The organism is Mesobacillus foraminis (genome assembly GCF_004340465.1).
Taxonomy (GTDB): Bacteria; Bacillota; Bacilli; order Bacillales; family Cytobacillaceae; genus Mesobacillus_B; species Mesobacillus_B foraminis.
The window spans coordinates 247,925-274,282 of sequence record NZ_SLVV01000009.1 but is presented as its reverse complement, the minus strand read 5'-3'; the positions used below and the strand labels follow the sequence as shown (position 1 = coordinate 274,282).

The following is a 26,358-nucleotide window of genomic DNA, read 5'->3' as shown; positions in this document are numbered from 1 at the left end:
AGAAAATCAAAAAAGCGCCAAGTTAGGCGCCAGGACATATTGAAGCTTTACTATTCAGTTCGGATGTTGTAGCTAATTGTTCGCAGTCGGCCTGATTTAGGAACTTTTTAAATCCGCTCTTCTGTGAGGGCAGATAAATACTCTAAAAAAAACCTTCAAACGCCAGTAGTGCGCTTGAAGGCAAAATATCATTTTAAACAGTATTTTCATTGTCGCTCGCCATGGCGGCTTCCCAATCCTTTTCTTTCTTCAGCTTCTTTTTGTATACAATCTTGGATAGGTTAATACTGATTTCATAAAGGAATAATAGCGGAATCGTCACCAGGATATCAGACATGAAATCCGGAGGGGATATAACGACCGAAATAACCACCAGGATAAAATAGGCATATTTTCTGACCTTCACAAGTACGTAAGGATTAATGACACCTAGGGAGGTAAGGAACATGACCACTACAGGCAGCTCGAACAAAATCCCAAACGGAAGTGTCATATTCAGTATAAATTTGAAATACTTTTCTGCTGTAAAATTCGTTTCAAGCATATCGCCGCTCAATTCAACCAAAAAGTTCAAAACGGTTGGGAAAATGACAAAATATCCAAAGCAGAGCCCTGCAATAAATAAAATGAACAAGGCAGGGATATAAGAGAGCGTAATTTTTTTCTCACTTGGCAATAGGGCTGGTTTAACAAAGAGCCATATTTGAGAAGCAAGAACCGGGATTGTTGCAGCTATTGCAATCACAGAAGCAATCATGAAATATATCCAGATAATGTCGCTGGGCCCCAGAACGATTAGCTTTACTCCCAGGTCCCGTACAAAAAAGTTATAAATTTCCTCAACAAAAACAAATCCCGCCACAAAAAATATCAGAAATGCTGCCACAACGATGATCAGCCTTTTCCTCAGCTCTTCCAAATGGTCTACAACGTTTAGTTCTTTATCTTCCATCTTTTCACCTGCCAACACTATACTTCGTTAGAAAAGCTGCAGAGCATATCATGCCTGCAGCCCGTTTTAAAAAGTTTCCTTGAAAAAAGGTGCAGAGAATTTGCTTCTCCCACCTTTATTTAGTCACTTTGCCAGCTTCCTTTTTATCATCTTCGAATTCTTCCATGACATCACTGGTCAATTCCTTCGTCGACTTTTTGAATTCCCTTAACGTTTGACCAAAAGCACGGCCAATTTCCGGAAGCTTCTTAGGACCAAAAATAATCAAAGCCAGGATTAGAATCAGGATTAATCCCGGGACGCCGATGTTTGATAACATGAATCAACATCTCCTTTTCAATTTGTAACTCTACTGCGATTATAGTACAAGAATACCATTTTGGGAAAATTTGATATGTCTAGTAGCACTACATCATTCCCACAGATTCGATTCTATCTCTTATAACATGATTAGACAAGTAAATTGAATAATTGGTTATCTTTGTTAAGTTCGAGATAAGAAAATCCTTTCCTCTCCATACTTTCAATTAATCTGGCATAATCATTTTTATCCTTCAATTCAATTCCGACCAGGGCAGGTCCGCTCTCTTTATTATGCTTTTTGGTATATTCGAATCTTGTGATATCATCTTTTGGTCCCAGGACGTTATCCAAAAACTCTCGTAACGCACCAGCGCGCTGAGGAAAATTGACAATAAAGTAATGAAGAAGTCCTTCATGAAGCAGGGAACGTTCCTTGATCTCTTGCATCCGGCTTATATCATTATTGCCTCCGCTAATGACACAGACGACCGTTTTCCCTTTTATTTCGTCTTTAATAAAATCCAGTGCTGCAATTGGCAGGGCCCCAGCCGGTTCAGCAACAATCGCATGCTCATTATAGAGCTGCAGGATGGAAGTGCACACTTTTCCTTCAGGCACAACGACAATATCATCAAGAAGCTCCTGACAGATTTCATAGGTTTTCGACCCGACGCATTTCACAGCGGCACCATCGACGAAGGTTTCGATTTTATTCAGCGGAAACACACGATTGTTCTCGATTGAAGCCTTCATGGAAGCCGCTCCGGCCGGTTCAACCCCAATCACCTGGGTCGCGGGAGAGACACTTTTAATATAGGTGCCCAACCCTGACATCAGGCCGCCTCCTCCGATGCTGCCCAATATATAATCAATAGGCTCTTCACAATCATTCATTACTTCTACTGCAACCGTCCCTTGCCCCGCGATCACTTTTTCGTCATCAAAGGGATGGATGAATGAACGGCCTTCGCTGTTTGCACATGCAACCGCTTCGTTAAAAGCGTCATCAAAAGAATCACCCGCAAGAATGATCTCAATATATTCACGGCCAAACATTTCAATCTGCTTGACCTTTTGCCCAGGAGTCGTTGCCGGTACAAAGATTTTTCCGTGCACCCCCAGCTGCCTGCATGCGAATGCTACACCTTGAGCATGATTCCCCGCACTTGCGCAGACCACTCCATTTTCCATCTTCTCACCAAGAAGTTTCATTGAATAATAGGCTCCGCGCAATTTAAAAGAGCGGACATGCTGCAAATCTTCCCGTTTAAGATATACATTGCAATCATATTTTTCAGAAAGACGTTCATTTTTCTGCAGTGGTGTATGGGCAACAATTTCCTTTAGATGCCTGTACGCAATTAAAATGTCCTCAACTTGCACCAATTTTTTTGTAGCCGTATTTTGTTCCATACAACACCCTCACTTTTCCATTTTGTTAATTTGTTCATTATAACATGAAAAAACAGCATGGGAGGAAAGTTTTTTTAATATTTCTACTTACCTGAACACATTCGTTCGTCCTGTCATAAAAGAGAGGGAAAGCTGGGGCGAATTCATTTTTAGCTACCTGTCAGTCTGTTGATTTCCTCTCCACGGCGCTTCGCTTTCCGCGGGAGGCCCCAGTGAGACTCTTCGGCGTTTTATGCGGCTGCCTGTACGATTTCCTATGAACCCTTTCAATCTGTTTTAAGTATACTGGGGCACGTTCCATGTTGACTAAGCTTCCCAACATCCATTGCAGTTGAGATTCCCCTTGCGAGTCAGGATTCAGCCCGGCAGAGTGAAGATCAGCTGTTAAAGCAGGTTATTGTTTTCACAAGCTGGACACAGGTTTTTCAATAAACAAGAAAAATTGATGCATAAACAAAATTAATCTATGCATAAATCAGGATAATCGATCGATAACTAGAAGGAATCGAACAATAAATGATAAAAGGAACTTTTTTCTGGAGAACAACTAGTTACAACCGAGTTCCAGCAGCATATTTATTCGTTAAACTGGTACCTTTTTAGATGTATGAACCTTGTTTACAGATCCTTTAAAGGAATCAAGCTAGTTATTCGCTGGTTTTCACAAGCTGGACACAGGTTTTTCAATAAACAAGAAAAATTGATGCATAACCAAAATTAATCCATGCATAAATCAGGATAATCGATCGATAACTAGAAGGAATCGAACAATAAATGATAAAAGGAACTTTTTTCTGGAGATCAACTAGTTACAACCGAGTTCCAGCAGCATATTTATTCGTTAAACTGGTACCTTTTTAGATGTATGAACCTTGTTTACAGATCCTTTAAAGGGATCAAGCTAGTTATTCCCTTGTTTTCACAGTCTGGACACAGGTTTTTCAATAAACGAGGAGAATCGATGCATAACCAACATTAATCAATGGATAATCAATCGATATCTTAAAAGGATTGACTATAAAAACTGACAAAAAGACCCTTTCGTCAGAAATTATCCATTTAAATTAAAGTGGAACCTATTTCCGGCTTTGATTTCTACTCTGCATAAAAAAAGGCAGCCAATGCCGCCTTAACCTTTTCGTTTATAGATTAGAAATTCGTATTCATACGGGTTTTTTTCATCCTTGACGCCCACTTCCCTGGACTCTAGTTCCCACTGGCTCATATCAAACACCGGAAAATATGTATCTCCTTCAAACACATGATGAATCATGGTCAGATACAGACGATCGGCATAAGGAAGAATCTCTTTGAATATCTCTGCTCCCCCGATCACAAAAACATCCTCATCCTTTTCGGAAGCATACTCCCTCAGTTCCTTAATTGAATGAAGGACGGTACAGCCTTCCTTTTGGTATAGGGAGTCCCGCGTAATGATAATATTTTCGCGCCCCGGAAGCGGCTTGCCAATTGAGTCAAATGTCTTTCGGCCCATTGCAATCGGATGCCCCATCGTCACTCTTTTAAAGAACTTTAAATCCTCGGGCAAATGCCATGGCAGCTTATTATCCCTGCCAATCACCCTCGTCTCATCCATCGCCCAAATCAATGAAATCATACACTAACAACCCCTTTGATATGTGGATGAGGCTCATAGTCCTCCAGTAAAAAGTCCTCATACCGAAAACCGAAAATATCCTTCACGTCGGGGTTCAGCTTCATTTTCGGCAGCCTGCGGGGCTCTCTCGATAATTGCAGTTTCACCTGATCCAGATGGTTGGAATAAATATGTGCGTCACCTAGCGTATGGATGAACTCTCCAGGTTCCAGGTCGCACACCTGGGCAATCATCAAGGTCAGCAATGCATAGGAGGCTATGTTAAAGGGAACCCCCAGAAATATATCAGCCGATCGCTGGTAAAGCTGGCATGACAGCTTCCCGTCTGCAACATAGAACTGAAACAGGCAGTGGCAAGGCGGCAGTGCCATGTTCTCCACGTCGGCCACATTCCAGGCACTGACGATCATTCTCCGTGAATCTGGGTTATTCTTAAGCTGATTAATGACATTGGATATCTGGTCGATGCTTCCCCCGTCCGGTGTCGGCCAAGATCTCCACTGATGGCCGTAAACAGGACCAAGCTCGCCATTTTCATCGGCCCACTCATTCCAGATGCGCACCCCATGCTCCTGAAGATATTTTACATTTGTATCCCCATCCAGGAACCAAAGCAATTCGTGGATGATGCTTTTTAAATGAAGTTTTTTTGTAGTAACCAGCGGGAAGCCCTCTTTTAAATCAAATCTCATTTGATAGCCGAATGTACTGACCGTCCCTGTTCCTGTACGGTCTTCCTTCGTTGTCCCATTTTCAAGTACATGTCTGCATAAATCCAAATATTGTTTCAAGTGAACACCACCTTCAATAAACAGTCTTTGTTTATTTTAAATTATTGCGACAGAGATTGAAAGGACAAAAAAACGGCAGCAGGAAAATGCTGCCGCAGCGGTCTGATCATTGAAGCCCTTTAATAAACAAATAAGTCTCATTTGCGGTTTCCTGGAGCAGTTCTCGATATTCTCCACCCAAATAGTACATTGCAAAGGTTTCTGCAAAGTACTCTTCAGGGTAATCCAGCAGGTAGCTTCTTCCCGGAAATACATACGGACTTTCCTCTTTCCATATTTCCAGAAACCGCTCATCTTCCCTGATCATCCCGTACACATGACGGTCAAGAGAATGTGCAAGCTCATGGAGTTCAAGATTTACAGATCCATGACTCACCCCTTTTGCACTGCTTCCAATTTTAACTAAAACTAGTTTCGATCCGCCAACTCCCGGGACATCATCCCAGGTTTTACCTGATGGATAGCCCCTTGGCGTAATCCCCTTTAAATCTTGGGCCGAGGGGTTATCGGTTAACTTCCCTTCGAACAGGACCATGTTGATCCCATTTGATATGATTTTCTTTAGCATGCTTTCAGGTAGCTGACCCACTCTTGAGATAATTTTGGCCGCTTCCTCGGGCTGTTCCATGGTCTCAGGCAATAAAAAAATCTCACCCAGGAGATTTAACTGTTGAACGTCCAATGAATTTTTTAAAGTAGATTGTCTGGGATAGTCCTTTAGCGCTGTACCATTCACATTAGCGTGAAGGCTTCCCGGCAGGATAAAAGTAAAGAGTGCAACAAAGAAAATGTAGGCAAACCTTCTCATTTTTCGTTCTCCCTTATAGCTTGTCTGTATATGAGCAATGTATCACTAATTTACTAGAATTATAACATATTTTGATGCAGTTTTTATTATCACCCTATAATTTTACATAATAAGGAAAGACAAGAGGCGCATTTCTTTCACGCTTTGGTGTCCATCTGCATATAGTTTAGGAGAACGCTGAAGTAGGTGAAACAAAATGCGCTTTAATCAGGAAGAACGGCGTAAACTGGCTCAAGAAGACCTTGAAATTGTGAAAGATGTTACTGCATCGGGATGGTTTATTTTAATAGATATGTTCTTCTTTATGCTTTTCTTAAGTTTAATGTTCATTACCGGTCCGGAACCTGCGTATTTGTTGATATCCCTCCTCTTTGCCCTTTATGTGATAACCTCCTGTATATGCCTTGTGGTTATAAAGAAAAAAAAGAAAAAGTCAGCAGATTAAAAAAAGAGAGCACGCATGCTCTCTTTTACTGTGCTTTTATATCAGGTCATCCATTTTGGAGGTGTGTTCTTCGCCCAAAAGATGGACCCGAGCTCGTAATGTGTCTGGAATTGGTCATGATGGGTATGATAGTGGAAGTTGAACCAGTAGCCTTCATGCGGCGGCCTGTCTCTTCTGACATGGAAGCGTATGATGTCCTTGTTTCCTTCTCCAACAATATGGAAAATTTTTTCGGACAGCCCCCCGCCAGGCACTTCAGTTATCGCAAGGCTGGTGAGTTCTTCCTCTGGAAATTGCTCTGCAACGGAAGCAATGACGGTTTCAATATTAGGGAGGATCAGCTGCCGGAATTCATCTTCAATTACGGGACCTATCCTGGCTCCAAATTTCTCCAATGATTGTTGCTCCGCTTCCTTCATGACCCTGTCAACAAAACTGGCCCTGAGATCTTCCTCCTCAGTCTCTATTTCCTCGGATTCAATGATGGATGCCTGCACATTGCCACTCTTATCTCCGTTTCTCGTTTCCAGTGACAAGAAACCAGAAGCCTGGTGTGGCGATACCATCCCGAATGTCAATATAGATATGATAATGACGAGTGATTTCCTCAGCCAATTTGGCATTGTTTTTCCCCCCAAACCGTACGAACAGAGTGTTTTATCAGCTTTAAAGACCGTCTTGTAGGTAGACATTCTATGAATCCATTTAATCTTATTAAATATTATACTTCTTTTTTTAAAAAAAATGGAGTAAAAGACATGAAATAGGGTAAATTAAATTTTAGAATAATCCAAAAAGCTAAAATACATACCTAAAAACAGCAATTTGCTACGCATCCTGTTAATTAGGAGGGATTGAAGAAAATGGAATGGATGATCGTTGTTCTGGGTCTTTTGATGCTGGGATACTTTATTTACTTGACAATTGCAGACTAATGACATAAAAAACCTGTTAAAGCAAGTCTTTAACAGGTTTTCTCTATGGTTCCAAAATGGAACTTGGAGGTCTTCCTCTCTATTACATGAAACCCGAACCGGGCGAATCTGGTGCTCCGGAAATGGTCTTTGAGGATGACCCGCCTTTTGGCTATCCGGCAGGCATGCCGGACCATTTCTTCTGTCAGGCCATCAAATGCAGCAAAGCGGGCCAGACCTTTTATCCCATCCGATTCAAGGATGCTCTCTTCAAACATCGGATCGAAATACACACAGTCATAGCTGTCAGTCTCAAGCTTTGACATTGTCTCAAGTGACATCCCATTGATTACGGAAATATTGCTCATCGCCTCATTCATCTCGATAATCCCTGAATCCCACGTGTCCAGGCCTCTCTGAACAAGATAAGCCAGATATGGATTTGCTTCTACTCCGGTTACTTTTCCTGAAGGACCAACAGCAAAGCTTGCAACAATGCTGTCGGACCCTAGTCCCAATGTGCAATCAAGGATACTCATCCCTGTTTCAAGCTTTGCAGCTTGTATGAAAGGATCCGTTTCTCCTTTTAAAAGGCGTTTTATCCGGAACATTGAGGAGTTAGGATGAAAGAAAAAAGGATCATTCTCTCCCAATGGATAAAGTTCAAGCCGATTTTTCCCGACCACAATACAGTCATCCTCTTCCTTGTCCATGATGGCCATAACGGAGCGTTTCTTCCTGGGAACATATTCTGCCCCTAAATCCAGAGCGACTTGTTTTGCTAGATTATTCATTTCATCATTCGTTCTTCCAGCTGTCGTGATGATCATTCAAACACCTGCACAATATATAATAAAAACACAAAAAGGACGTCCCTTGACATCCTTTTGCCTTCGTATGCTTACAGCACTGTTTAGCAGTTTGCTTCAAAAGCAGAATTTAAATTATCCATTATTTCTTCCATCGTTCTTCCCTCGATTTCATGGCGGGGAATGAAATGGACAACTTCCTTTCCTTTAAGAAGCGCCATTGATGGTGAGGATGGCTCCAAACCGGTAAAATATTCACGCATCTTTGCTGTAGCTTCTTTATCCTGCCCGGCGAAAACAGTTACCAGGTTTTCAGGAGCTTTATCGGACCGGACCAATGCCTGTGTGACAGCTGGACGGGCGAGCCCTGCAGCACATCCGCAGACCGAATTGACAACAACAAGAGTTGTACCTTTTGTATTTTCTACAAAGTTCTCTACTTCTTCCGGTGTTAAAAGTTCTTTAAAGCCCGCGTTTACAAGTTCTTCACGCATCGGTTTAACCATCTGCCTCATATATTCTTCATATGCCATTGACATCTGGATCCCTCCCATCTTTAGTTGCAGTGTAAGCATACTATCTTTTAGCTGAATTTGCAATTTAGACGAGCGGAATACCGGGGCTTTAGTCCCCGTTCCCTAGATGATTTTCCACGACTTTTGTTTGATGATTTCCTTCCCGCCGACCGTCATGACATCGTTCAATAATGTATTCAGGCGAAGATTGCTTTCAATTACTGTGTCCCCGCGAATGACTGCATTTTCAATTCTGACGTTTTCACCAATAGTTGTATTGGGCATGATGACAGAGTTTTTTATCATTGACCCTTTTCCGACTGTGACTCCATATGAGATAACAGAGTGAATGACATCCCCATATACTTCGCTGCCTTCTCCCACAATCGATTGCCTGATCCTGGCATCGCCATCAAAATAAGCAGGGGGAAGAGAATGGCTTGCAGTGAAAATAGGCCAGTCTTTGTCCTGCAGGATTGGATTCGTTTCCATGGTCAACAAGTCCATATTGGCTTCCCAGAAGCTCTCCACCGTGCCGACGTCTTTCCAGTAGCCGTTAAATTCATATGAAAATAATCGATAGTTATTTTCAAGCATATAAGGAATGATATCCTTGCCGAAGTCTTTGCAGGCCTGCGGGTTCTCTATAAACTGTTCAAATATATGGCTCAAAGTCTCCCAATTAAATATATAGATACCCATAGAGGCGAGATTGGACCGAGGATTAATCGGTTTTTCTTCAAATTCAATAATCTGATTTGTTTCTGGATCAATGCTCATGATCCCAAACCTATTCGTTTCACTCCAAGGTACATTTACAACAGAAATCGTAACGTCGGCAGCGTTTTCTTTATGTACTTCGAGCATTTTATTATAATCCATCTTATAAATATGGTCGCCAGAAAGCACAAGCACATATTCTGGATCAAACGACTGGATATACTGGCGGTTCTGGGCTATTGCGTGGGCAGTGCCTTCATACCAGCGATCCATATCATCACACTGGAACGGCGGGAGAAAAGTAATCCCATTCTGCATTCGGTCAAGCTCCCATATCTTGCCGTCATTAATATAATTTTGTAAGGTATGTGGCTGATATTGAGTAAGAATTCCTACGGTGCCCATTCCAGAGTTTCTGCAGTTGCTTAACGCAAAATCAATAATCCTGTATTTGCTGCCAAACGGAACTGCCGGTTTGGCCATCTTTTCGGTTAGTTTTTTTAGCCGGGTGCCTCTTCCACCTGCCAGTAACAGCGCTATAATCTCTTTTTTAGACATATTGGACTCCTTTGGTATTTTATTTTTTCCGGGTATCCCCATCACGTAAACCAAAGTTAAAAAATGAACCCTGCTATATCCGCTTCTCGTAGTTGAATTCTATTATTCTCTCCAATTTATCAAATAAATATACTATTTAAAAATAAATTTCCTCGACTCATTTAACCTGTTTTTGACAAACTTCCCGGGCTTGTCCCAACAGGCTTGTCCTCAAAAGGAATACGGCCGAGGCAAATTAAGTTTTTTGAATGTTTTTGTCGAAATTCGAATGTAAAATGAGTCTAAAGTATGACGAAAATCCATGCAGCAAAGAGCCTGTTCCTCATCAGGAACAGGCTCTTTGAATTGATTTATTTTTTTCTGGCTTCAGTCATTTGCTTCCAGACAGATCCTTTTGCTTCTTCTCCATGTTCAATACGTGCCAGTGCCAGTTTCACTTGAAGACTGACCTCAAATTCCGGATCATCCTCTGCAGCCCTCAATGCCGGAACAGCCTTGGCATCCCCAACTTCATATAAAAACATGGCTGCCCTCCAGCGGACAAGCTTACTGTCATCCTTAAGCGCCTCGATCATTGCATCCTGTGCCTCAGGATGCCCGAGATCGGACAAGCAGTCTCCTGCGGTCCTTCTCACCGTGACACTTTTGTCTTTCAATGCCTTGTATAAGTAAGGGAGCACTTCTTTATCTTCAATCATTCCAAGATAAACAGCGGCAAGCCTTCTTATGGAAGCTTTTTCGTCCGAAAGTGCCTTATCAAGAAGCGGCAGATCTTCTAATGTTGGATCATCCATCTGTTCCAGCAGCTGATACCGGCGGCGCCAGTCGGGATCATTAAATTCATCCAGCCTTACAACGGTCCGCTCTTTGGCAGCCTTTGGCTTATCCGGATTTTTGGCCTGATTCACCAGTTCCTGAAGCCTTTCCTGCGGATAGGCAGCCATGAGCTCTTCCGCTACTTCACCGCCAATCTGATCCCACTCACCGTAACGAACGCCGTAATCCTTCCATCTTCGAACCATGACAAGATTGTCATCAGGCCCCTGGACTTCAAGTGCGGCCTTGGCGAATGCCTCTGGAAGAGCATATCTTTTTTCTTGTGTCCCATCTGTCAGCTTAATTTGAACTGGGACTCCTTTATACATATGGACCTGGACTTTAATCTCTCCAAAATGTTCATCGATTTCAGCGCCTTCAGCGCCTTCTTCCTCAATGTTTTGCCCAAAAGCGGTTCTCACTTCAGGCAGGATGGCTTTCCAGTCATATCTCGCGTTCCGTTCAACTGCAAGAAAGTCAGCAACATGATAGACTCCTTTGACCCCTTCTATCTCCAGGATCCTTTGCACAACTTCAGGTGCCCCGTCTCTTGCTTCCTTTTTATAATTATTGCTTTTTCCCATCGGAAGCTCTTCATCAAGATTAATTTTCATCGTATTCGGGCTTGGAGTCGGCTCGATCGATATAATTTTCATATTGTCCCACCCCCGTTTTTATGGATAATTTATTCTATCATACAACCCTTTCATCTTCATAAACCCCGCTTGGGAAAAAATATCCCGGCATCCAATGAATGCCGGGCTTTCTCAGTCCTCGAATTCGGACAAATAGCTCCACCTTTCAATAAGGAGCTCAAGTTGTTCATTCAGGTCACTTTCTTCCTTCATCAGCCTTTGGCCCTTTTCAAAATCGCTGCCTATACCGGCCATTTCCTGCTGTATAGCCTCAAGCCGATCCTCTGTGGCCGCAATTTTTCCTTCTATCTCTTCCCATTCTCTTTTCTCCATATAGGACATTTTCTTTTTCTTCGGCTTGTCCTGATTTTCAGGTTTCTCTTTCTTTACTTCTGATGAAGGCTGTATTTTAACACTCTGTTTTTCAAGATATTCTGTATAGTTTCCATAGAATGACGAAATGTTCCCTTCTCCTTCAAGAACAAGAAGCTGGTCAACTGCCTTATCCAGGAAATACCGGTCATGTGATACCGTAATAACGACGCCAGGGAAATCCTCAAGATAATCCTCCAGTACCGTCAATGTCTGGGTATCGAGATCATTTGTTGGTTCATCGAGCAATAGGACATTGGGTTCTTCCATCAGAAGCTTTAATAGATACAGTCTTCGTTTTTCTCCGCCTGAAAGCTTTCGAATTAGCGTTCCATGCGTAAATGGAGGAAACAGGAACCTTTCAAGCATCTGGGCTGCCGAGATGGTTTTCCCATCTGACGTATGGACAATTTGAGCCGTTTCCTTCAAGTACTCAATCATTCGTTTATTTTCATCCAGGCCTTCGTTCTCCTGGGTATAGTATGCGATTTTTACCGTTTGTCCGGTCAGGAGTTCTCCCGAGTCAAGGGACAGCCTGCCACCCAGGATATTTAGCAGCGTCGACTTCCCGGTGCCATTTCTTCCGATAATCCCCAGCCTGTCTCCCGGCTTGATCAGGAAACTGAAATCTCTCAAAATCACTTTATCTTCGAAGACCTTAGTAGCCTCCTTCAGCTCCAGCACCTGTTTTCCAAGCCGGCTACCACTAAGGGAGATATCTAGCTTTTCGCCTCCCCTCCCTCCGGAAACCTGGGATTCTAGCTCATCAAAACGCTGAATTCTAGCCTTTTGTTTTGTCGACCTGGCTTTGGCTCCCCTTCTTATCCATTCAAGCTCCCGCCTGAACAGATTTTTCTTTTTCTCGAGAGTTGCAGCTTCATTCTCTTCCCGAACCGCTTTCGCTTCGAGGAAGCTTGCATAGTTTCCTTTATAGCTGTACAGGAAACCCCCATCCAATTCAAAAATCCGGTTGGTCACCCTGTCAAGAAAATAGCGGTCATGTGTTACCAGCAATAAGGATCCGGAATATCTCCCGAGGTACTCTTCCAGCCATTTCACAGTCTCATAGTCAAGATGGTTTGTAGGCTCATCAAGGATCAGAAGATCTGGTGCCTCGATCAACACTTGAGCAAGGGCTACCCGTTTCTTTTGGCCTCCAGAAAGCTCTCCTGTCTTTTTCGTAAAATCCGTAATGCCCAATTTTGTTAAGATCGTCTTTGCGGCCGTATTGGCATCCCATCCTCCAATACTGTCCATCCTCTGTTGGAGCTTCAAAATTTGTTCGTGAAACCTTGGTTCATCTGGATACTTTTCTAATTGAACCAGAGCCAGTTCATATTCTTTCATCAGCTTAAGGATAGGTGCCTCGCCGTGGAATACTTGTTCCAGCACAGTCCTCTCTGGATCAAGGTCGGGCTGCTGGGAGAGATAGCTGATTTGATAATCCTTCCCGCTCACGATATCTCCTGAATCACTCTGATCGATCCCTGCAACGATTTTAAGCAGCGAAGATTTTCCTGTTCCATTTACACCGATCAGACCTGCTCTTTCCCGCTCGCCAATTGTAAAAGAAATATCACTGAACAATACTTTTTCCCCATAGGATTTTGTTACATTTTCAATCGAAATCATTTTCAAGCTTGACCATTCCATTCCCTGTAAAATTGTTCGAGAAAAGCGGACATAAATTCATGCCGCTGCTCTGCAATCTGTCTTGCTGCCTCTGTATTAAGCAAATCCTTTATTTTTAAAAGCTTTTCGTAGAAATGATGAATCGATGAGCTTTTTTCAGTCCGGTATTGTGTTAATGTCATCTTGTCTCGGACAACAATTTCGGGATCGAAGAGAGGCTGCCCTTTCTTTCCTCCGAAAGCAAACGTCCTGGCAATCCCGATTGCCCCCAGGGCGTCAAGCCGGTCGGCGTCCTGAACAATTTTAGCCTCCAGGCTATTTAATTGGATAACCCGGCCGCCTTTAAAAGAAACACTCTCAATACAGTCAACAATATGCTGGACTGTACTTTCTGTTAATCCAAGTTTATTTATAAAATCCTCAAGCTTCTTCCAGCCTGCTTCCTCAGTTTTATTCAGCTTCTCATCGGGAACATCATGGAGCAAGGCAGCCATTTCAACGACAAAGCGATTGCCGGTTCCCTCTTTCTCCAGAATCAGCAAAGCATTCCTTCTTACTCTGTCGATATGGTGCCAGTCATGGCCGGTCCCTTCTTTGTCAAAATGCTCCCTGACAAATGCTTCTGTCGTTCGAAGTATCTCATTCATGCGCACACCTTCTTCCTACCGAGAATTTTACCGCAGATTAAGAAACAGCGAAAGCCTTACGCCCAAAGAAGTGAGGGGGCAGCATCAACTAGGGGGTCAGGCACCCTTCATCGCTTTAAAGGAAGAACGAGGGTCAGGCACCTTTCAATTCTTTAGAGCAATAACGAGAGGAGGCCACGCTCTGTACTGTAGCAAAGTACTGGCTAACTTGAATAAAAAAAGTGCCAATTATGATGGCACTATGATTGCTTATTATACCAGCTGAGTCCAATCGTGTGTTCGCCGGCATGGACCCCGATTACCGCTCCCAGAGGGTAACTGTTGAAAGCAATTCCTTCGAATTCCGTTTCAAGGTCCTTTTTCCATTTTTCCGCGACTTCCGGATGAAGTCCATATAGGATCCACGCTTCCTTGAACATATGCTTTTCATGTGAATCACGTAAATATTGAGTGATTTTTTCTTTGGCTTTTTTCTCACTTCGTGCCTTGTCTTTTGTTACCAAAACACCATTCTCTATCGCAATGATTGGTTTGATGCTGAGCATGCTGCCAAGAAGGTATTTGGCTCCGGTCATCCTTCCGCTTCGATGGAGCTGCTCAAGGCTGCCAATCAGGACATAGGTCTCATTTGTCCCTGCCATTCCTTCAAGTATGGTCTTGATTTCAATGCTGTCTTTCCCCTCTGAAGCCAGGGCAATCCCTCTTTTAATCAAGGCCGAAAGGGGATAGGACAGGATTTTAGAATCGATTGTGATAACCGGCTTTCCGAGGAGCTTTGATGCCTGTGAACTTGAATCGACTGTTCCGCTCAGCCTGGAAGAAACAAGCAAAGCAAATACTTCATCATAATCATCCACTAATTTGGTGTATAAGTCCAAAAATGCACCAACTGAAGGCTGTGATGTTTTTGGGGGCTCTTTCAATGTTTTCAGCTTGCTGTAAAGTTCCTCCGCAGACAAATCGAGCCCATCCATGTATTCGCGGCCTTCCAATATAATGGACATTGGAACCTGGAATACATCCGGATCGTTCCTCAGCTCCTCATCGAGAAATGCAGTACTGTCCGTTACCCACGCTATCTTTTTCAATCTCATCTCCCCCTTTGTAAAATGCATTATTTTATAATAGGAGAACTGCTCTGCCTGTTCTATACGTAAAAAGCACAGCAGGGCAGCTAAATAAACGTTTCGAGTTCCTTCAGGGAAGCAATGATATAAACAACCATTTCAGCGAGATCCTCAATTTGGTCCTCCAGAACAAGGCGGTTAAAAGTCACGGTTACTTCGTTAAGGATATCCGGCTCTTCTTTCAGTGGATTGACACTGACTGTCTGCTTAATCGTTCTGTCCCTTCCCCAGATTCGCTCCAGAACCTTTTGGATTTCAAAGAAAAAGTCCTTTTCGTTCGGATGCCTGAGGCGAAACCCCACGGTAACGGCACAACCAGCGAGGTGCAGGGATTGATCGGTCCCGAGCAGTTCAGCTGCAAGGTTCTGAAGGCCTGATTCCAGGGTAAGCGTAGCCTGGATATCGCTGCTTTCATTGTGCCTCAACGTAAAAGAAATGCTAAATTTTCTTGACAGTTTCGCCAGATTTACAAGGTCCTCCCGGTCTGTTACAAGGATTTCCCCATCAAGGTCCCTGTCATATACAGCTCCCTCAACGACTACTTTTATATTCTCAAAGGCAGTAGGGTCAAACAAAACATTCACCACTTTCACAGAAAAGCATTAGCGCTAGACTCAATTGATTTTCTAACATTGGAGTTAAAGCTTATTGTACCATTTTACCAGCATGTTTAAGGACGAATTTACGGAATTTCAAAAAAATTATCAATCTTAAATTGCCTGCTGGCGAAAGGAGGCTTATAATTAAGCTTACCTGAAAATTCGTAAAAGGAGGGGTATGGATTGCCGATAAAAATTCCAAAACTTTTACCAGCCCGGGAAATACTTGAAGAAGAAAATATTTTTATCATGGATGAGGACCGGGCCAACACCCAGGATATCCGGCCGCTGAATATCCTGATCTTAAACCTGATGCCTGAAAAGGAAAAAGCGGAAGCTCAATTCCTTCGCCTTCTCGGCAATACACCACTCCAGGTTAACATCACTTTCTTAAAAACGGCTACATATGAATCCAAAAATACAAGCCGCCTACACCTGGAGCAATTTTATACAACATTTGAGGAAATAAGGCACAAAAAATTTGATGGAATGATCATTACAGGGGCACCGGTCGAGTTAATCCCTTTTGATCAAGTGGATTACTGGGGAGAATTGGTCAAAATATTTGAATGGACCAAAACGAATGTCACTTCGACCCTCCATATTTGCTGGGGAGCACAGGCAGCGCTTTACTATCATTATGGGGTTGGAAAGTACGAACTGCCGCAAAAGTGTTCCGGGGTTTATTCCCACCGGATATTTGACGATAAAGAGAAGCTTCTTCACGGTTTTGACGATGTTTTTTATGCACCGCATTCCAGGCACACCGATGTATCAGAGGAAGCCATTATAAACTCCCCTGATTTAAAGCTGCTGTCTTCTTCGGAGGAAGCCGGACCTTTCATAATCCATTCAGCTGACCGTAAACATATCATGGTCACAGGCCATCTTGAATATGAAACTGCTACTCTAGCACAAGAGTATTCACGGGATATAAGCAGAGGGCTGGACGTTCCTGTTCCCCAGCATTATTTCCCTGATGACAACCCTGACAGAAAGCCGGTCAACCGCTGGAGATCGCACGCCAACCTGTTCTTTTCCAACTGGTTGAACTATTATGTCTATCAGGAAACTCCTTATGAGTGGAAATGAAAGAGTCAGCCCATTTTTTAGGGCAGGCTCTTTTATTTGCCTTTCCGGGTTTGCAACTTTTCCTGCCAGCTAATAACGACAGTATATCCCCCAGGATTTTTGACCACAATAAAGCAATAATAAGTTGGAGACAGGGTGATAGATGTAATGAGAGAACAGCTGGTTGCAGTTTATAAAAATCATGCAGGAGATGTGATTTCCTTCCAGACTTCAGGGGGCAGAATTATTTCCTACCGAAAGGCTCTTCAGGAGGCTGAAGAAGGAACGATAACAGGGATCAATATTCAGGAGAACGCAGCTGAAGGTGATACTCTCCATGGAAGCTTTGAGAGCCAATCAATCTCAGCATTGCCGGAATACTACTAAAAAACACCTGACAAAATGTCAGGTGTTGCTTTTTATTCTTCACTTTGGCGCTGAATTGTTCTTAATGCTTCCACCCGGTCTTCATTCTCTTCAAAATACTGGACAAGGTCTCCAATGCGGTCAATTGCATCCCAGCTTAAATGATGTTCAATGCCTTCAACATCCTGATAAATATTTTCATCCTTGACACCGATGATCTTCAACAGCTGCTCGAGCAATTCATGCCTGTACACCAGCCGTTTCCCTGTTTTCTTTCCTTTCGGGGTCAACATAAGTCCCCGGTATTTTTCATAAACAAGGTACTGATCCTTATCAAGTTTCTGAACCATTTTCGTAACTGAGGAGGGATGGACAGAAAGCGCTTCGGCAATATCCGAAACTCTTGCATACCCTTTTTCTTCAATCAAAATATAAATCTGTTCAATATAATCTTCCATACTCGGTGTCGGCATCCCTAAACCTCCATTGTTCTTCCAAATAACCATATAAGTTTACTATAGAAGCTTATTGCATACAAGCTTGGTCCTGTTTTTGCATCTTATCCAGCACCTAATGCAAACTTGATTTTCTGTTCCTGTTCATCCCATAAAAGCTTTGCATTGAAGCTTTTTTCCTTACTCTGGAACCCCTCGATCAATTCTGTGCTCCCATCCTTCAATAACAATTTAATATTTTTTTGGGTAATGGTTTTCCCAAGGATTTTTTTGGAGACAGTAAAGCCGCATTTTGTTTTTTGATAATTGGAGCAGCCGTAGAAATTCCCTTTATCAATGACACTACCGCCGCACAGCCTGCATTTTCCCAGGCTTGTGCTTCGGGATCCTTTCCCGCGCTTTTTCCCTGGCATGAAAGCATCTGTTACATCCGATCCAAAATTCCATTTCAAAGAACTGTCCGCTGTTTCGGCTACGAGATGAGCCACCATCTTGCCTGTCAGCTCCATAAATTGTCCTGGTGAAGCTGATCCTTGTCCGATTTCCTTGAGTCGCTGCTCCCATTTAGCGGTCATTTCAGGAGAAGCAAGTATCTGTTCTCCAATAGCCTGGATGAGTATTTTCGCTTTGGCTGTCGCATGGACGAGGTTTTTTGTTATTTCAATATAAGCCCTGTCCTTCAGCATGGTAATAATTCCTGCCCTGGTTGCTTCGGTTCCAAGTCCTTCAGTTTTCATCAATACTTTTTCCAGCTCTTTGTCCTCGATATGCTTGCCTGCTGTCTTCATCAAGGTGATCAGCTGCCCTTCAGTATATCGTTTTGGCGGCTGGGTTTTACTTTCTTTTACATCAACTTTGGAAACGACGCCTGTCTCCCCCTCCAAAATTTGGGGAAGCACCTGTTCTTTTTCCTTCTCCTTTTGCGGGAGGACTTTTCTCCACCCTTCATCAAGCTGTACTTTGCCCTTTGAGATAAACTCTGCCCGTCCCTCAACCAATGTTTTAATTGTCGTATATTCAGCGGTCGAATTAGGGTAATGAGCCGCAATCAAGGTCCTTGCAATCAGCTCATAAAGCTTTTTTTCATCACCAGAAAGCCGTTCGAGATTAGGTACCTGCTCAGTAGGAATTATCGCATAGTGATCGGTAACCTTTTTTTCATTTACATAACGGCTATTATGCCTGATTGAGTCAATCGGCAGCGGAAAAAGTCCCTTAAATTCTGGGATGGCGCTTAATTTGCCCAGTATGGCCGGGAATCCATCGGCTTCCCCGGGAGTGACATAGCGGGAGTCGGAGCGGGGATAGGACACGATGCCTCGCTGATAAAGTCCCTGCAGGACATCAAGCGTCTTTTTCGGTGAAAATTTAAATCTTCTATTGGCATCAGCCTGGATAGCGGATAGGTTATATAGGAGCGGCGGCTGGAATTCTTTTTTTTCAGCTTTCACCTCGACAGCCTGAGCTTGTTTCCCGCTGCAGAACTGCGCAATTTTTTCAGCCAGTTCTTTTGTCTTTATTCTGGAGTCACCAGTGTTCTCCCATTTGCCGGAGTACTTCTTGCCGTTCATATTAAATTTTGCTTCCACTTCCCAGAAAGGCTCGGATACAAAGTTCTCGATTTCCAGCTCCCTTTTGACAATGAGGGCCAGAGTAGGGGTCTGTACCCTTCCAACCGAAAAAACATCGGAAAATCCCTGCTTTTGTAAAAGCAAGGTGTAAAGTCTTGAAGCGTTCATTCCGACAACCCAGTCTGCACACGCCCTCGTATAAGCTTCATAATAAAGATTCTTTGTATTGGATTCACTTAAAAGGTTTTGAAAACCTTCCTTGATTGCCTTTGGGGTCAGTGAAGATATCCACAGCCTTTTCATCGGTTTGGAGCAGCGGGCTATCCTGAGAATGTTCCGGATGATCAGCTCTCCCTCTCTCCCTGCATCTCCCGCATGGATGATTTCGGTAACCTGTGGATCATTCGCAAGTTTATTTATGATGGAATATTGCTTGGCTTTCGATCTAACCACTTCGTATTGAAAATGATTTGGAATGATTGGGAGCCCTTCAATACTCCATTTTTTCCAGGCTGAATCATATTTTTCTGGGGCCGCCAGCTCGGTCAGATGCCCTATGGCCCAGGAAACATAAGCACCCTCCGGAAAAATCTCATTAGGCTGGATTTCAATGAATCCTTCCCGTTTTTTTGTTTTAAAGACGGAGGCGAGCGTCCTGCCCTGGTCAGGCTTTTCCGCGATAATCAGTTTCATAGGTCCTCCTGCATGCTGTACATAAATATTATTACTCATTTCTATTTTAGCCGAGCCTCTTTACATCCGTAAAGAAACAAATAGAGGAAGCACCCTGTACACCTGGTGCTCCCTCTCTGAATCTATTCTTTATACGGTTCAATGCCTGAGTGATTTCGAACAAACCACTGGTCTTTCGGAACAATGGTTGAAACAGTCAGGATAAACGAAGGCACCTTCTCAATCCGGAAAACGACTACTCCCATTTTTTGATCAAAAAATAAAAAAGAGTCTCCGTGTGAATGTCCGGCAACCTTCCCTCCCAGCTCCGTGAGTGATTTTATGATGATTTCTTTATCGTCATCGTCAATCTGAAGGTGTGGAGAAAACCTTATAATCCAGTTCGTACCATCCATAGAGAACCTGTACATTTTCTCACCCTTTAGCCTTTTACTAAAAGATATGAAAATACTTGATTATTATGCCGGTTCATCCTCTTCCTTCAATATCCTTTCAATTCTTACGTCCCTCTTAAACCTCAGGTCAACAAGCCCCTTTCCAGTTCTCACCAGGGCACGAAGCGGCTCATACTGATCGACCATTAGAATAGAACCTGCTTCGCCATTGCTTAGCAGGACCTTTCGCCCAACCAGGCTCAGCATCATCCTGTATAAAAAGATCCACATAATTTTGGGATCAAATTTCCCAAACACATCATTTTGCATTTGGTCGATCACAAGATGGAATGGCTCGGCCTCCCGATAAACCCTTGTAGAAGACATGGCATGAAATACGTCCGCTATCGCCACAATTTTTGCCATCAGGTCAATGTTTTTGCCATGGAGGCCAATGGGATACCCCCCTCCACCTTCCCTTTCATGGTGCTGAAGGGCAATCCGGGGGATTCTCTTGTCTAACCCGGGTATGTCTTTTAACAGCTCATATCCATACAAAGTATGCCGCTTCATTTCTTGGTATTCTTCTTTCGTAAGCTTGCCGGGTTTATTTAAAATCTGTGATGGGATCTTTGCCTTTCCAATATCATGCAAGGTTGCACCGAGTGCAAGTTCCTTCAGGTCCGAATCCTGCAGGTTCAGCCACTTCCCAATTAGACTGGCAATGATCCCGACAGCCACTGTATGCTGATATGTATATTCGTCCTTCGTCTTAAGTTCATAAAACAAATGGTAAAGATGGGGAATATCGGCCGCCTGTTTTATTACCGGCATAACGACATTCTCCACATCCTTTAGAGGGACAATGCCTTTTTGTCCTGTATAATCAAAGATTTCTTCCATCCTTTTAGCCGCCCATTCAATCTTCCTCTCCTGGTTCATTGGCGGGTGTTCCGGGAGCTGGGAGATCCCGCCTTCGAGTTCTTCGCTGTCTCTTATGCTGCTAAACAATGAAGATAGCTCATTGGATGATAATGAAGTCAGATCCTTGTTTGATTGTCCGGGTTTATCCATATGGCAGCCTCCAGATTATAGAAGTATTCTTAAAAATAATACCAAATAAACCGGGAAACAGGAACTTGTCATAAACATAAATGAGCAATAAATTTTCAGCGAAATATCATGTTCCTTTCTTGACTGTCAAGGGCCTTATCATGTATATTTAAAGCATCATTTATCAGAATATAATATTTTTTTAGTCAAGCTTATATTCTTTTAAATGAAAATATTCAACTTTGACACTTCCATATAGTGTCTCTATAAGGCTTAGGAGGAAAACGTAACATGCAAAACGGTAAAGTTAAATGGTTCAACAACGAAAAAGGTTTTGGATTTATTGAAGTTGAAGGCGGCGAAGATGTATTTGTTCATTTCTCCGCAATTCAAGGAGAAGGCTACAAGTCCCTTGAAGAAGGCCAGGAAGTTTCTTTTGAGATCGTTGAAGGCAACCGCGGACCTCAAGCAGCTAACGTAGTAAAATTATAATTCGAATTCTAACAATTGATAATGAGGCTGGCATTTTGCCAGCCTTTTTGCTTCTCTTTTTACTTGCAGATTCCTTCTGAAAGTTTGTCACCGCAGCGCTTGATCTTTTCTCCAACCGTGCAGGCCGAAATGCAAAATTTATGGGCATATCTCTTTCCATTATCTTTTCGGTGCTGACTTTTCAGGAAACAGCCCTCGCAGTATGTGTTTAAAAGATCTTCAACTTCCAACAGCAGTTCTTTTCTGGTCAACCCTGTTCCTCCTTCCTTATTAAATAATCTGCATCTTGCTATGAATCATTTTCCCTTCGAGTGCCTGTGTGGCCAGTTTATCTGCTTCTTTATTCGCCTTTCTTTCTATAGGCAGATATTTCGGATACAGACCCATCTGTTCTATTTTATGTTCTATTCTATCTAGCCACCGGTTCAAGGTTTCCTCGTAGCACGGCCAGTCACCCTCCAATTGTTTCAATACTACTTGTGAATCCCCTTTAAACTCACAGGAAAGCTGTCTGACACCTAATTCTTCCAGTAATGAAAGTCCAAAATAGAACGCTGCATATTCCGCTTCATTATTCGTATCCATTTCTTCGACCACCTGGTTCGCACGAAGCCTGTATTTCTTCTTCCCTTGGTTATAATATACAATTGCCCCTAAACCGGCCCGGTTCGTTCCTTTGTCAAAACCTCCATCAAAATACATGGTTATATCATGTGGTTCTTCTTCAATCTCGGCGAGAAGTTTCTTCATTTCCTTGATTGTCCAGGAAGTTCCGGCTTCATCATAGAAGGTTATATCTACAGCCTTCCCGGAGCCTTCAAGCTCTTCCCCTGCCTGCAGGGCCAATTCACCGTTAAGCCAGTCGGATGTGAAATCGATTCCTTCAGATCCTTTTAATTTATATTTCCATTCTAATTTATATTTCATTTTTCCACCCCTTTTGAGCCGTCATCATATTGTGTTTTTATATTATTTTATATTATCGTTCAACACTGCTGTTTTATGATACACTTACCTAAAACATTATAAACCAGAAAGGAGCAAAGTTCCTTTGATTGAAGTGTATATAGACGGTGCCAGTGCCGGAAATCCCGGACCGAGCGGCGCAGGTATTTTTATTAATGCGAACGGCGAAGTATTCCGATATTCAATCCCGCTGGGCGAAATGACAAACAATGAAGCCGAGTACCATGCTTTTATTAAAGGGCTTGAAATCTGCCTGGAGAAAAATTTCAAAACGGTATCATTCAGGACGGATTCTGAGCTTGTTAACAATGGCGTTGAAAAAGAATTTGTAAAAAACCGGGTTTACGCTCCGCTTCTGGAAAAAGCCCTTCAATTGGCGGGACAGTTTGATCTTTTTTTTATGAAGTGGATTCCTTCTTCCACTAATAAAATGGCAGATGAGCTAGCTCGTAAAGCCATTCGCAGCAATCCTGCCAAAAGGATGGATTCTGAATGAAGCCCACATGGTTCGCGGATGTTTCACTGCTTTTGGTGGCCCTCATCTGGGGAGCCACTTTTGTCCTTGTCCAGAATGCCATTTCTTTTCTGGAGCCATTATCTTTTAATGCTGTGAGATTTACGTTGGCTGCCATTCTGCTGGGCTTTTGGCTTCTTCTCTTTGAACGGCAGCAGCTTAAAATGTTCAGCATCAAGCTGTTAACGTCAGGAATAATGATAGGAATATGTCTGTTTATCGGATACGCTTTCCAGACTCTTGGTCTAGTGTATACGACCTCATCTAAAGCTGGATTTATAACCGGACTCAGTGTAGTACTGGTCCCTCTGTTTACCGTACTTATTTTTAAGCATAAACTTGGGGTTAATTCTTATCTGGGTGCAGCTGCTGCAACTGCCGGCCTTTATTTACTCACACTGACCGACATAGCCTCGCTAAACATGGGGGATGGATTTATATTGATCTGTGCGGTCGGATTTGCCTTCCACATCCTGATGACTGGAAAATACAGCAGCCATTACCCTTCATTGCTCCTCACGGTCGTCCAGATTGCCACAGTCGCTCTTCTGTCAGGAGCCTTGGCCTGGCTGTTTGAAGACTGGAAGCAGGCATTTAATCCTGCTGTGCTCCTTTCACCTGAGGTCGCAGCCGCCCTGCTTGTTACCGCAGTCTTTGCAACCGCCCTTGCCTTTTTAATCCAGACTAATTTTCAAAAATATACATCAGCGACAAGGGTCGCCTTAATTTTTGCCATGGAGCCTGTCTTTGCAGCAATTACAGGTTATTTCTGGGCAGGAGACAGGCTGTCCTACAGCGCAGCACTTGGCTGCCTGTTTATTTTTCTTGGAATGGTGGCAGCTGAATTGCCTTCGTCCGTGCTGGATCGATGGAGAAAGAAATTCAACCTGCATGTAAAAAAAGGAGCCGACTCAGAAGTGTAAATCACTTTCTGGGCCAGCTCACCTCTAAATTATATTTAATCTTTTCTTTAAATCGGGAGAAGCTGTTTTTGCTTCACATATCGGATGGCTTGCTTCCTGGTCTTGATATTATTGGCAGGGAACATTTCAAGCAAAGAAATATAAAAGCTGCCGTCAAACTTTTTTTGTGACTTCAATGTCAGCTCGATAGCAATAATGGTTAATTCATCCGTTGAACCGGTATATTGCTTCCCAAAATAAATGAAGCCTACAGCATCTTCTCCAAATTGAAAACCTTTGCCTTTAAGGTCCAGCAAAAAATCTTCCAATGTTTTCACTGATGGCTCAGCCCTCTCTGGTGAGTATCTCCTATGTAGATATTACCAGAGGATTCGACAATTTTCTATCCTTTTTTTGTTAAATAATAACCCGCCATGCCAAGCAAAACCCCTAGCGCGGCACCTCCAAGAACTTCACCTGGTTTATGCCCCAGAACCTCTTTCAATGGATCTGGCGCTTTTTCCTCATATTCCACAGGATCATCTTCATGGATTTTATCGATTAATTCGTCAAGGTCATTTACCTTTAAGGTAAGTTCCCCGGCCTGTCTGCGAATTCCTTGAGCATCATACATGACGATTAGCCCAAAGACAACCGATAGGGCAAAATCAATCGAAGGAACGCCCCGTTTCAAAGCAATATAAGTGGTTAAAGATGAAACACCAGCTGAATGGGAACTTGGCATTCCACCTGTCGCTACAAATAGACCCGGTTTCCATTCCTTGGTTTTCATATAATGTAAGGGAATTTTTAATGCTTGTGCGATTCCGATACTTGATAATGCAATGACTATGCCTTTGTTCAAATCGCTCACCTCCATTTTATTTTGAAAAAAAGCGGCTGTTTTTATTCTTTCGAAGCATAATAAGAATGCGAAACGCTCTAATCATCAGCCTGATGAACAGCGTTGGCGTAAAGGACAGCCTATTAAGTTATTTCACTTTTTGGTAAAAGTTTAAACAATCTCAAAGGGGAGTGCAGCGAAATGAGCAAAAAGTCCGGCAGAGGAACTAAAGCCCCTGGCGTCAATCCGCAAGGCTACGGGCAGGATGCAGAACTGACGGAAGACCCGAAATCCAAGCTTGAAAATGCAGCTAAACGAAGCAATACAAAATAGTATTAGAATGAACCTTGCGCACACAAAAAAAGAAACGGCGAATAGCAGCCGTTTCTTTACGCTAATTCTTTTTGATTTTGGACGGAAATCAGTTTATGCAGCCCCCTGAACTCCACTTCCTGGAATTTATTCAAAATCTTTTCCCGATTAATTTCATACATAGCTGCAGATAGATCACAATCAATTTCCACATCACACTTAATCTCTGCAAGCTGCCTGCTAAGGTGCAGCATCTCCAGATCCTGCTCAATTTTAGCCCGCTGTGATTTTGTCAGAAGGTGAAGATTGTCAAGAATCCCTTCTACATTTGAGAACTGCTGCAGCAATTTCACAGCCGTCTTCTCTCCAATTCCCCGGACTCCTGGATAGTTATCACTTGGATCTCCCATCAATGCCTTGAGATCGATCATTTGCTCGGGCCAAATTCCTTTTTCGGTATATAGTGTCTCTCGGTTATGCACCATGTAATTCCCATACCCTTTTTGGAGGAGAATCACGGAAATCCGGTCATCAATAAGCTGCAGGATATCTTTGTCCCCTGTCAGGATGGATACCTGCATATCGTCCCCAACTCTTTTTGCTATCGTGCCGATGCAGTCATCTGCTTCATATCCGGCAAGGCCAATATTGGGAATATCGAAGGCCTCTACTATATCCTTGACAAGGTCAAACTGTGGAATCAGCTCAACAGGAGCTTCCCCCCGATTCGCCTTATAATCCGGAAACAAATCCGTCCTGAAGGTTTTACTTCCCATATCCCAGCATATTGCAACATGGCTGGGCTTAAAATTTGAAATGGCTGTCAGCATATGCTTGACAAAGCCTTGGACACCGTTCGTTGGAATCCCTTTGGAATTTATCATAAATTGACCAGTAACAGCAGTCGCATAAAAGGCTCTAAATAACAAAGCCATACCGTCTACAAGCATCAATGTAGGCTTGTTCATTTTTGGATTTCCTCCTTCGGCTTTAACAGGTTACATTGCTTTCTCATAAATAGGGTAAAAAACAACTTTATCATTATAACATGAATGTCCGCCCTTTATATCC

31 protein-coding genes are annotated in these 26,358 nt (G+C 42.9%); 7 read left to right on the top strand and 24 right to left on the bottom strand.

The window, feature by feature from the left end; all coding sequences use genetic code 11:
• Window positions 1-193: 193 nt before the first annotated feature.
• The 6 genes from tatC to EV146_RS18150 form a co-directional block, all read right to left on the bottom strand.
• Window positions 194-952, bottom strand: coding sequence for a twin-arginine translocase subunit TatC (gene tatC, locus EV146_RS18175; protein ID WP_121612101.1), 759 nt, complete (start codon window positions 950-952; stop codon window positions 194-196).
• Between the two features lie 115 nt (window positions 953-1,067).
• A complete protein-coding gene (gene tatA / locus EV146_RS18170) occupies window positions 1,068-1,271 on the bottom strand; it encodes a twin-arginine translocase TatA/TatE family subunit (RefSeq protein WP_121612100.1) in 204 nt (67 codons plus the stop codon).
• 131 nt (window positions 1,272-1,402) lie between these two features.
• Complete coding sequence (ilvA, locus tag EV146_RS18165) at window positions 1,403-2,668, bottom strand: threonine ammonia-lyase IlvA (RefSeq protein ID WP_121612099.1); 1,266 nt, start codon at window positions 2,666-2,668, stop codon at window positions 1,403-1,405.
• Window positions 2,669-3,797: 1,129 nt separating this feature from the next.
• Window positions 3,798-4,286, bottom strand: a complete 489-nt coding sequence (locus tag EV146_RS18160) for a dihydrofolate reductase (protein ID WP_132009127.1) — start codon at window positions 4,284-4,286, stop codon at window positions 3,798-3,800.
• Window positions 4,283-5,077, bottom strand: a complete 795-nt coding sequence (locus EV146_RS18155) for a thymidylate synthase (protein ID WP_132009124.1) — start codon at window positions 5,075-5,077, stop codon at window positions 4,283-4,285. Before EV146_RS18155 ends, EV146_RS18160 begins: the two co-directional genes overlap by 4 nt.
• A 106-nt stretch (window positions 5,078-5,183) precedes the next feature.
• Window positions 5,184-5,885 (bottom strand): anthrax toxin lethal factor-related metalloendopeptidase, encoded by a 702-nt coding sequence (locus EV146_RS18150; RefSeq protein ID WP_121612096.1) that lies wholly within the window; start codon window positions 5,883-5,885, stop codon window positions 5,184-5,186.
• Between the two features lie 250 nt (window positions 5,886-6,135).
• Between EV146_RS18150 and EV146_RS27625 the strand changes: the two genes are divergently transcribed.
• Window positions 6,136-6,330 carry a hypothetical protein gene (locus EV146_RS27625; protein ID WP_199232692.1) on the top strand — a complete coding sequence of 65 codons (195 nt, stop codon included), beginning with the start codon at window positions 6,136-6,138 and terminating at the stop codon, window positions 6,328-6,330.
• 41 nt (window positions 6,331-6,371) lie between these two features.
• Here EV146_RS27625 and EV146_RS18140 read toward each other — a convergent pair whose 3' ends face one another.
• The 9 genes from EV146_RS18140 to EV146_RS18100 all read right to left on the bottom strand — a co-directional run bounded on the left by EV146_RS18140 (window position 6,372) and on the right by EV146_RS18100 (window position 15,668).
• Window positions 6,372-6,953 carry a YpjP family protein gene (locus EV146_RS18140; RefSeq protein WP_132009118.1) on the bottom strand — a complete coding sequence of 194 codons (582 nt, stop codon included), beginning with the start codon at window positions 6,951-6,953 and terminating at the stop codon, window positions 6,372-6,374.
• A 341-nt stretch (window positions 6,954-7,294) separates the two neighbouring features.
• Complete coding sequence (locus EV146_RS18135) at window positions 7,295-8,074, bottom strand: class I SAM-dependent methyltransferase (RefSeq protein WP_132009115.1); 780 nt, start codon at window positions 8,072-8,074, stop codon at window positions 7,295-7,297.
• Between the two features lie 83 nt (window positions 8,075-8,157).
• Entirely contained in the window at window positions 8,158-8,592 is a 435-nt protein-coding gene (locus EV146_RS18130; protein ID WP_132009112.1) for a BrxA/BrxB family bacilliredoxin, read from the bottom strand.
• 99 nt (window positions 8,593-8,691) lie between these two features.
• On the bottom strand, window positions 8,692-9,846 hold the full coding sequence (locus tag EV146_RS18125; protein WP_132009109.1) for a glucose-1-phosphate adenylyltransferase: 1,155 nt from the start codon (window positions 9,844-9,846) through the stop codon (window positions 8,692-8,694).
• Window positions 9,847-10,196: 350 nt separating this feature from the next.
• Window positions 10,197-11,318: a conserved virulence factor C family protein gene (locus EV146_RS18120; RefSeq protein WP_132009106.1), complete on the bottom strand. Its 1,122-nt coding sequence runs from the start codon at window positions 11,316-11,318 to the stop codon at window positions 10,197-10,199.
• Window positions 11,319-11,429: 111 nt separating this feature from the next.
• Window positions 11,430-13,307 carry an ABC-F family ATP-binding cassette domain-containing protein gene (locus EV146_RS18115; protein WP_132009103.1) on the bottom strand — a complete coding sequence of 626 codons (1,878 nt, stop codon included), beginning with the start codon at window positions 13,305-13,307 and terminating at the stop codon, window positions 11,430-11,432.
• Window positions 13,304-13,954 carry an HD domain-containing protein gene (locus EV146_RS18110; protein WP_373566079.1) on the bottom strand — a complete coding sequence of 217 codons (651 nt, stop codon included), beginning with the start codon at window positions 13,952-13,954 and terminating at the stop codon, window positions 13,304-13,306. The genes EV146_RS18115 and EV146_RS18110 overlap by 4 nt, the downstream gene beginning before the upstream one ends.
• A 233-nt stretch (window positions 13,955-14,187) precedes the next feature.
• Window positions 14,188-15,042: a DegV family protein gene (locus tag EV146_RS18105; protein WP_309136121.1), complete on the bottom strand. Its 855-nt coding sequence runs from the start codon at window positions 15,040-15,042 to the stop codon at window positions 14,188-14,190.
• Window positions 15,043-15,122: 80 nt separating this feature from the next.
• Window positions 15,123-15,668, bottom strand: coding sequence for a hypothetical protein (locus EV146_RS18100; protein WP_241993949.1), 546 nt, complete (start codon window positions 15,666-15,668; stop codon window positions 15,123-15,125).
• 189 nt (window positions 15,669-15,857) lie between these two features.
• Here EV146_RS18100 and metA point away from each other — a divergent pair, with 189 nt between their 5' ends.
• The gene (metA, locus tag EV146_RS18095) at window positions 15,858-16,766 is read left to right on the top strand and encodes a homoserine O-acetyltransferase MetA (protein WP_132009094.1); all 909 of its coding nucleotides are present in this window, start codon (window positions 15,858-15,860) and stop codon (window positions 16,764-16,766) included.
• A 147-nt stretch (window positions 16,767-16,913) separates the two neighbouring features.
• Window positions 16,914-17,132: a DUF3892 domain-containing protein gene (locus tag EV146_RS18090; RefSeq protein WP_132009091.1), complete on the top strand. Its 219-nt coding sequence runs from the start codon at window positions 16,914-16,916 to the stop codon at window positions 17,130-17,132.
• Window positions 17,133-17,164: 32 nt separating this feature from the next.
• On the opposite strand, the gene mntR is transcribed toward EV146_RS18090, so the two are convergent.
• The 4 genes from mntR to EV146_RS18070 form a co-directional block, all read right to left on the bottom strand.
• Window positions 17,165-17,584, bottom strand: coding sequence for a transcriptional regulator MntR (gene mntR, locus EV146_RS18085; protein ID WP_121612083.1), 420 nt, complete (start codon window positions 17,582-17,584; stop codon window positions 17,165-17,167).
• 86 nt (window positions 17,585-17,670) lie between these two features.
• A complete protein-coding gene (locus tag EV146_RS18080; protein WP_132009088.1) occupies window positions 17,671-19,830 on the bottom strand; it encodes a DNA topoisomerase III in 2,160 nt (719 codons plus the stop codon).
• A gap of 122 nt (window positions 19,831-19,952) precedes the next feature.
• Window positions 19,953-20,240, bottom strand: coding sequence for a hypothetical protein (locus tag EV146_RS18075; RefSeq protein ID WP_121612081.1), 288 nt, complete (start codon window positions 20,238-20,240; stop codon window positions 19,953-19,955).
• 48 nt (window positions 20,241-20,288) lie between these two features.
• Window positions 20,289-21,278 (bottom strand): HD-GYP domain-containing protein, encoded by a 990-nt coding sequence (locus EV146_RS18070; protein WP_132009085.1) that lies wholly within the window; start codon window positions 21,276-21,278, stop codon window positions 20,289-20,291.
• A gap of 270 nt (window positions 21,279-21,548) precedes the next feature.
• Between EV146_RS18070 and cspD the strand changes: the two genes are divergently transcribed.
• Entirely contained in the window at window positions 21,549-21,749 is a 201-nt protein-coding gene (gene cspD / locus EV146_RS18065; RefSeq protein WP_121612079.1) for a cold-shock protein CspD, read from the top strand.
• Between the two features lie 59 nt (window positions 21,750-21,808).
• Here the strand turns inward: cspD and EV146_RS18060 are convergent, their stop codons facing one another.
• Both EV146_RS18060 and EV146_RS18055 read right to left on the bottom strand, forming a co-directional pair.
• Complete coding sequence (locus EV146_RS18060; RefSeq protein WP_121612078.1) at window positions 21,809-22,000, bottom strand: zinc-finger domain-containing protein; 192 nt, start codon at window positions 21,998-22,000, stop codon at window positions 21,809-21,811.
• 19 nt (window positions 22,001-22,019) lie between these two features.
• The gene (locus EV146_RS18055; protein WP_121612077.1) at window positions 22,020-22,676 is read right to left on the bottom strand and encodes a reverse transcriptase-like protein; all 657 of its coding nucleotides are present in this window, start codon (window positions 22,674-22,676) and stop codon (window positions 22,020-22,022) included.
• A 124-nt stretch (window positions 22,677-22,800) separates the two neighbouring features.
• On the opposite strand from EV146_RS18055, the gene EV146_RS18050 reads away from it, so the two are divergent.
• Both EV146_RS18050 and EV146_RS18045 read left to right on the top strand, forming a co-directional pair.
• A complete protein-coding gene (locus EV146_RS18050) occupies window positions 22,801-23,211 on the top strand; it encodes a reverse transcriptase-like protein (RefSeq protein ID WP_121612076.1) in 411 nt (136 codons plus the stop codon).
• A complete protein-coding gene (locus EV146_RS18045) occupies window positions 23,208-24,152 on the top strand; it encodes a DMT family transporter (RefSeq protein ID WP_121612075.1) in 945 nt (314 codons plus the stop codon). Before EV146_RS18050 ends, EV146_RS18045 begins: the two co-directional genes overlap by 4 nt.
• A gap of 47 nt (window positions 24,153-24,199) precedes the next feature.
• On the opposite strand, the gene EV146_RS18040 is transcribed toward EV146_RS18045, so the two are convergent.
• Both EV146_RS18040 and EV146_RS18035 read right to left on the bottom strand, forming a co-directional pair.
• Window positions 24,200-24,469: a DUF6123 family protein gene (locus tag EV146_RS18040; RefSeq protein WP_121612074.1), complete on the bottom strand. Its 270-nt coding sequence runs from the start codon at window positions 24,467-24,469 to the stop codon at window positions 24,200-24,202.
• Between the two features lie 65 nt (window positions 24,470-24,534).
• Window positions 24,535-24,996, bottom strand: coding sequence for a divergent PAP2 family protein (locus tag EV146_RS18035; RefSeq protein WP_132009082.1), 462 nt, complete (start codon window positions 24,994-24,996; stop codon window positions 24,535-24,537).
• Window positions 24,997-25,176: 180 nt separating this feature from the next.
• On the opposite strand from EV146_RS18035, the gene sspL reads away from it, so the two are divergent.
• Window positions 25,177-25,308 (top strand): small, acid-soluble spore protein L, encoded by a 132-nt coding sequence (gene sspL, locus EV146_RS18030; protein WP_132009079.1) that lies wholly within the window; start codon window positions 25,177-25,179, stop codon window positions 25,306-25,308.
• Between the two features lie 56 nt (window positions 25,309-25,364).
• Here sspL and EV146_RS18025 read toward each other — a convergent pair whose 3' ends face one another.
• Window positions 25,365-26,255 (bottom strand): 5'-3' exonuclease, encoded by an 891-nt coding sequence (locus EV146_RS18025; protein ID WP_132009076.1) that lies wholly within the window; start codon window positions 26,253-26,255, stop codon window positions 25,365-25,367.
• Window positions 26,256-26,358: the final 103 nt, after the last annotated feature.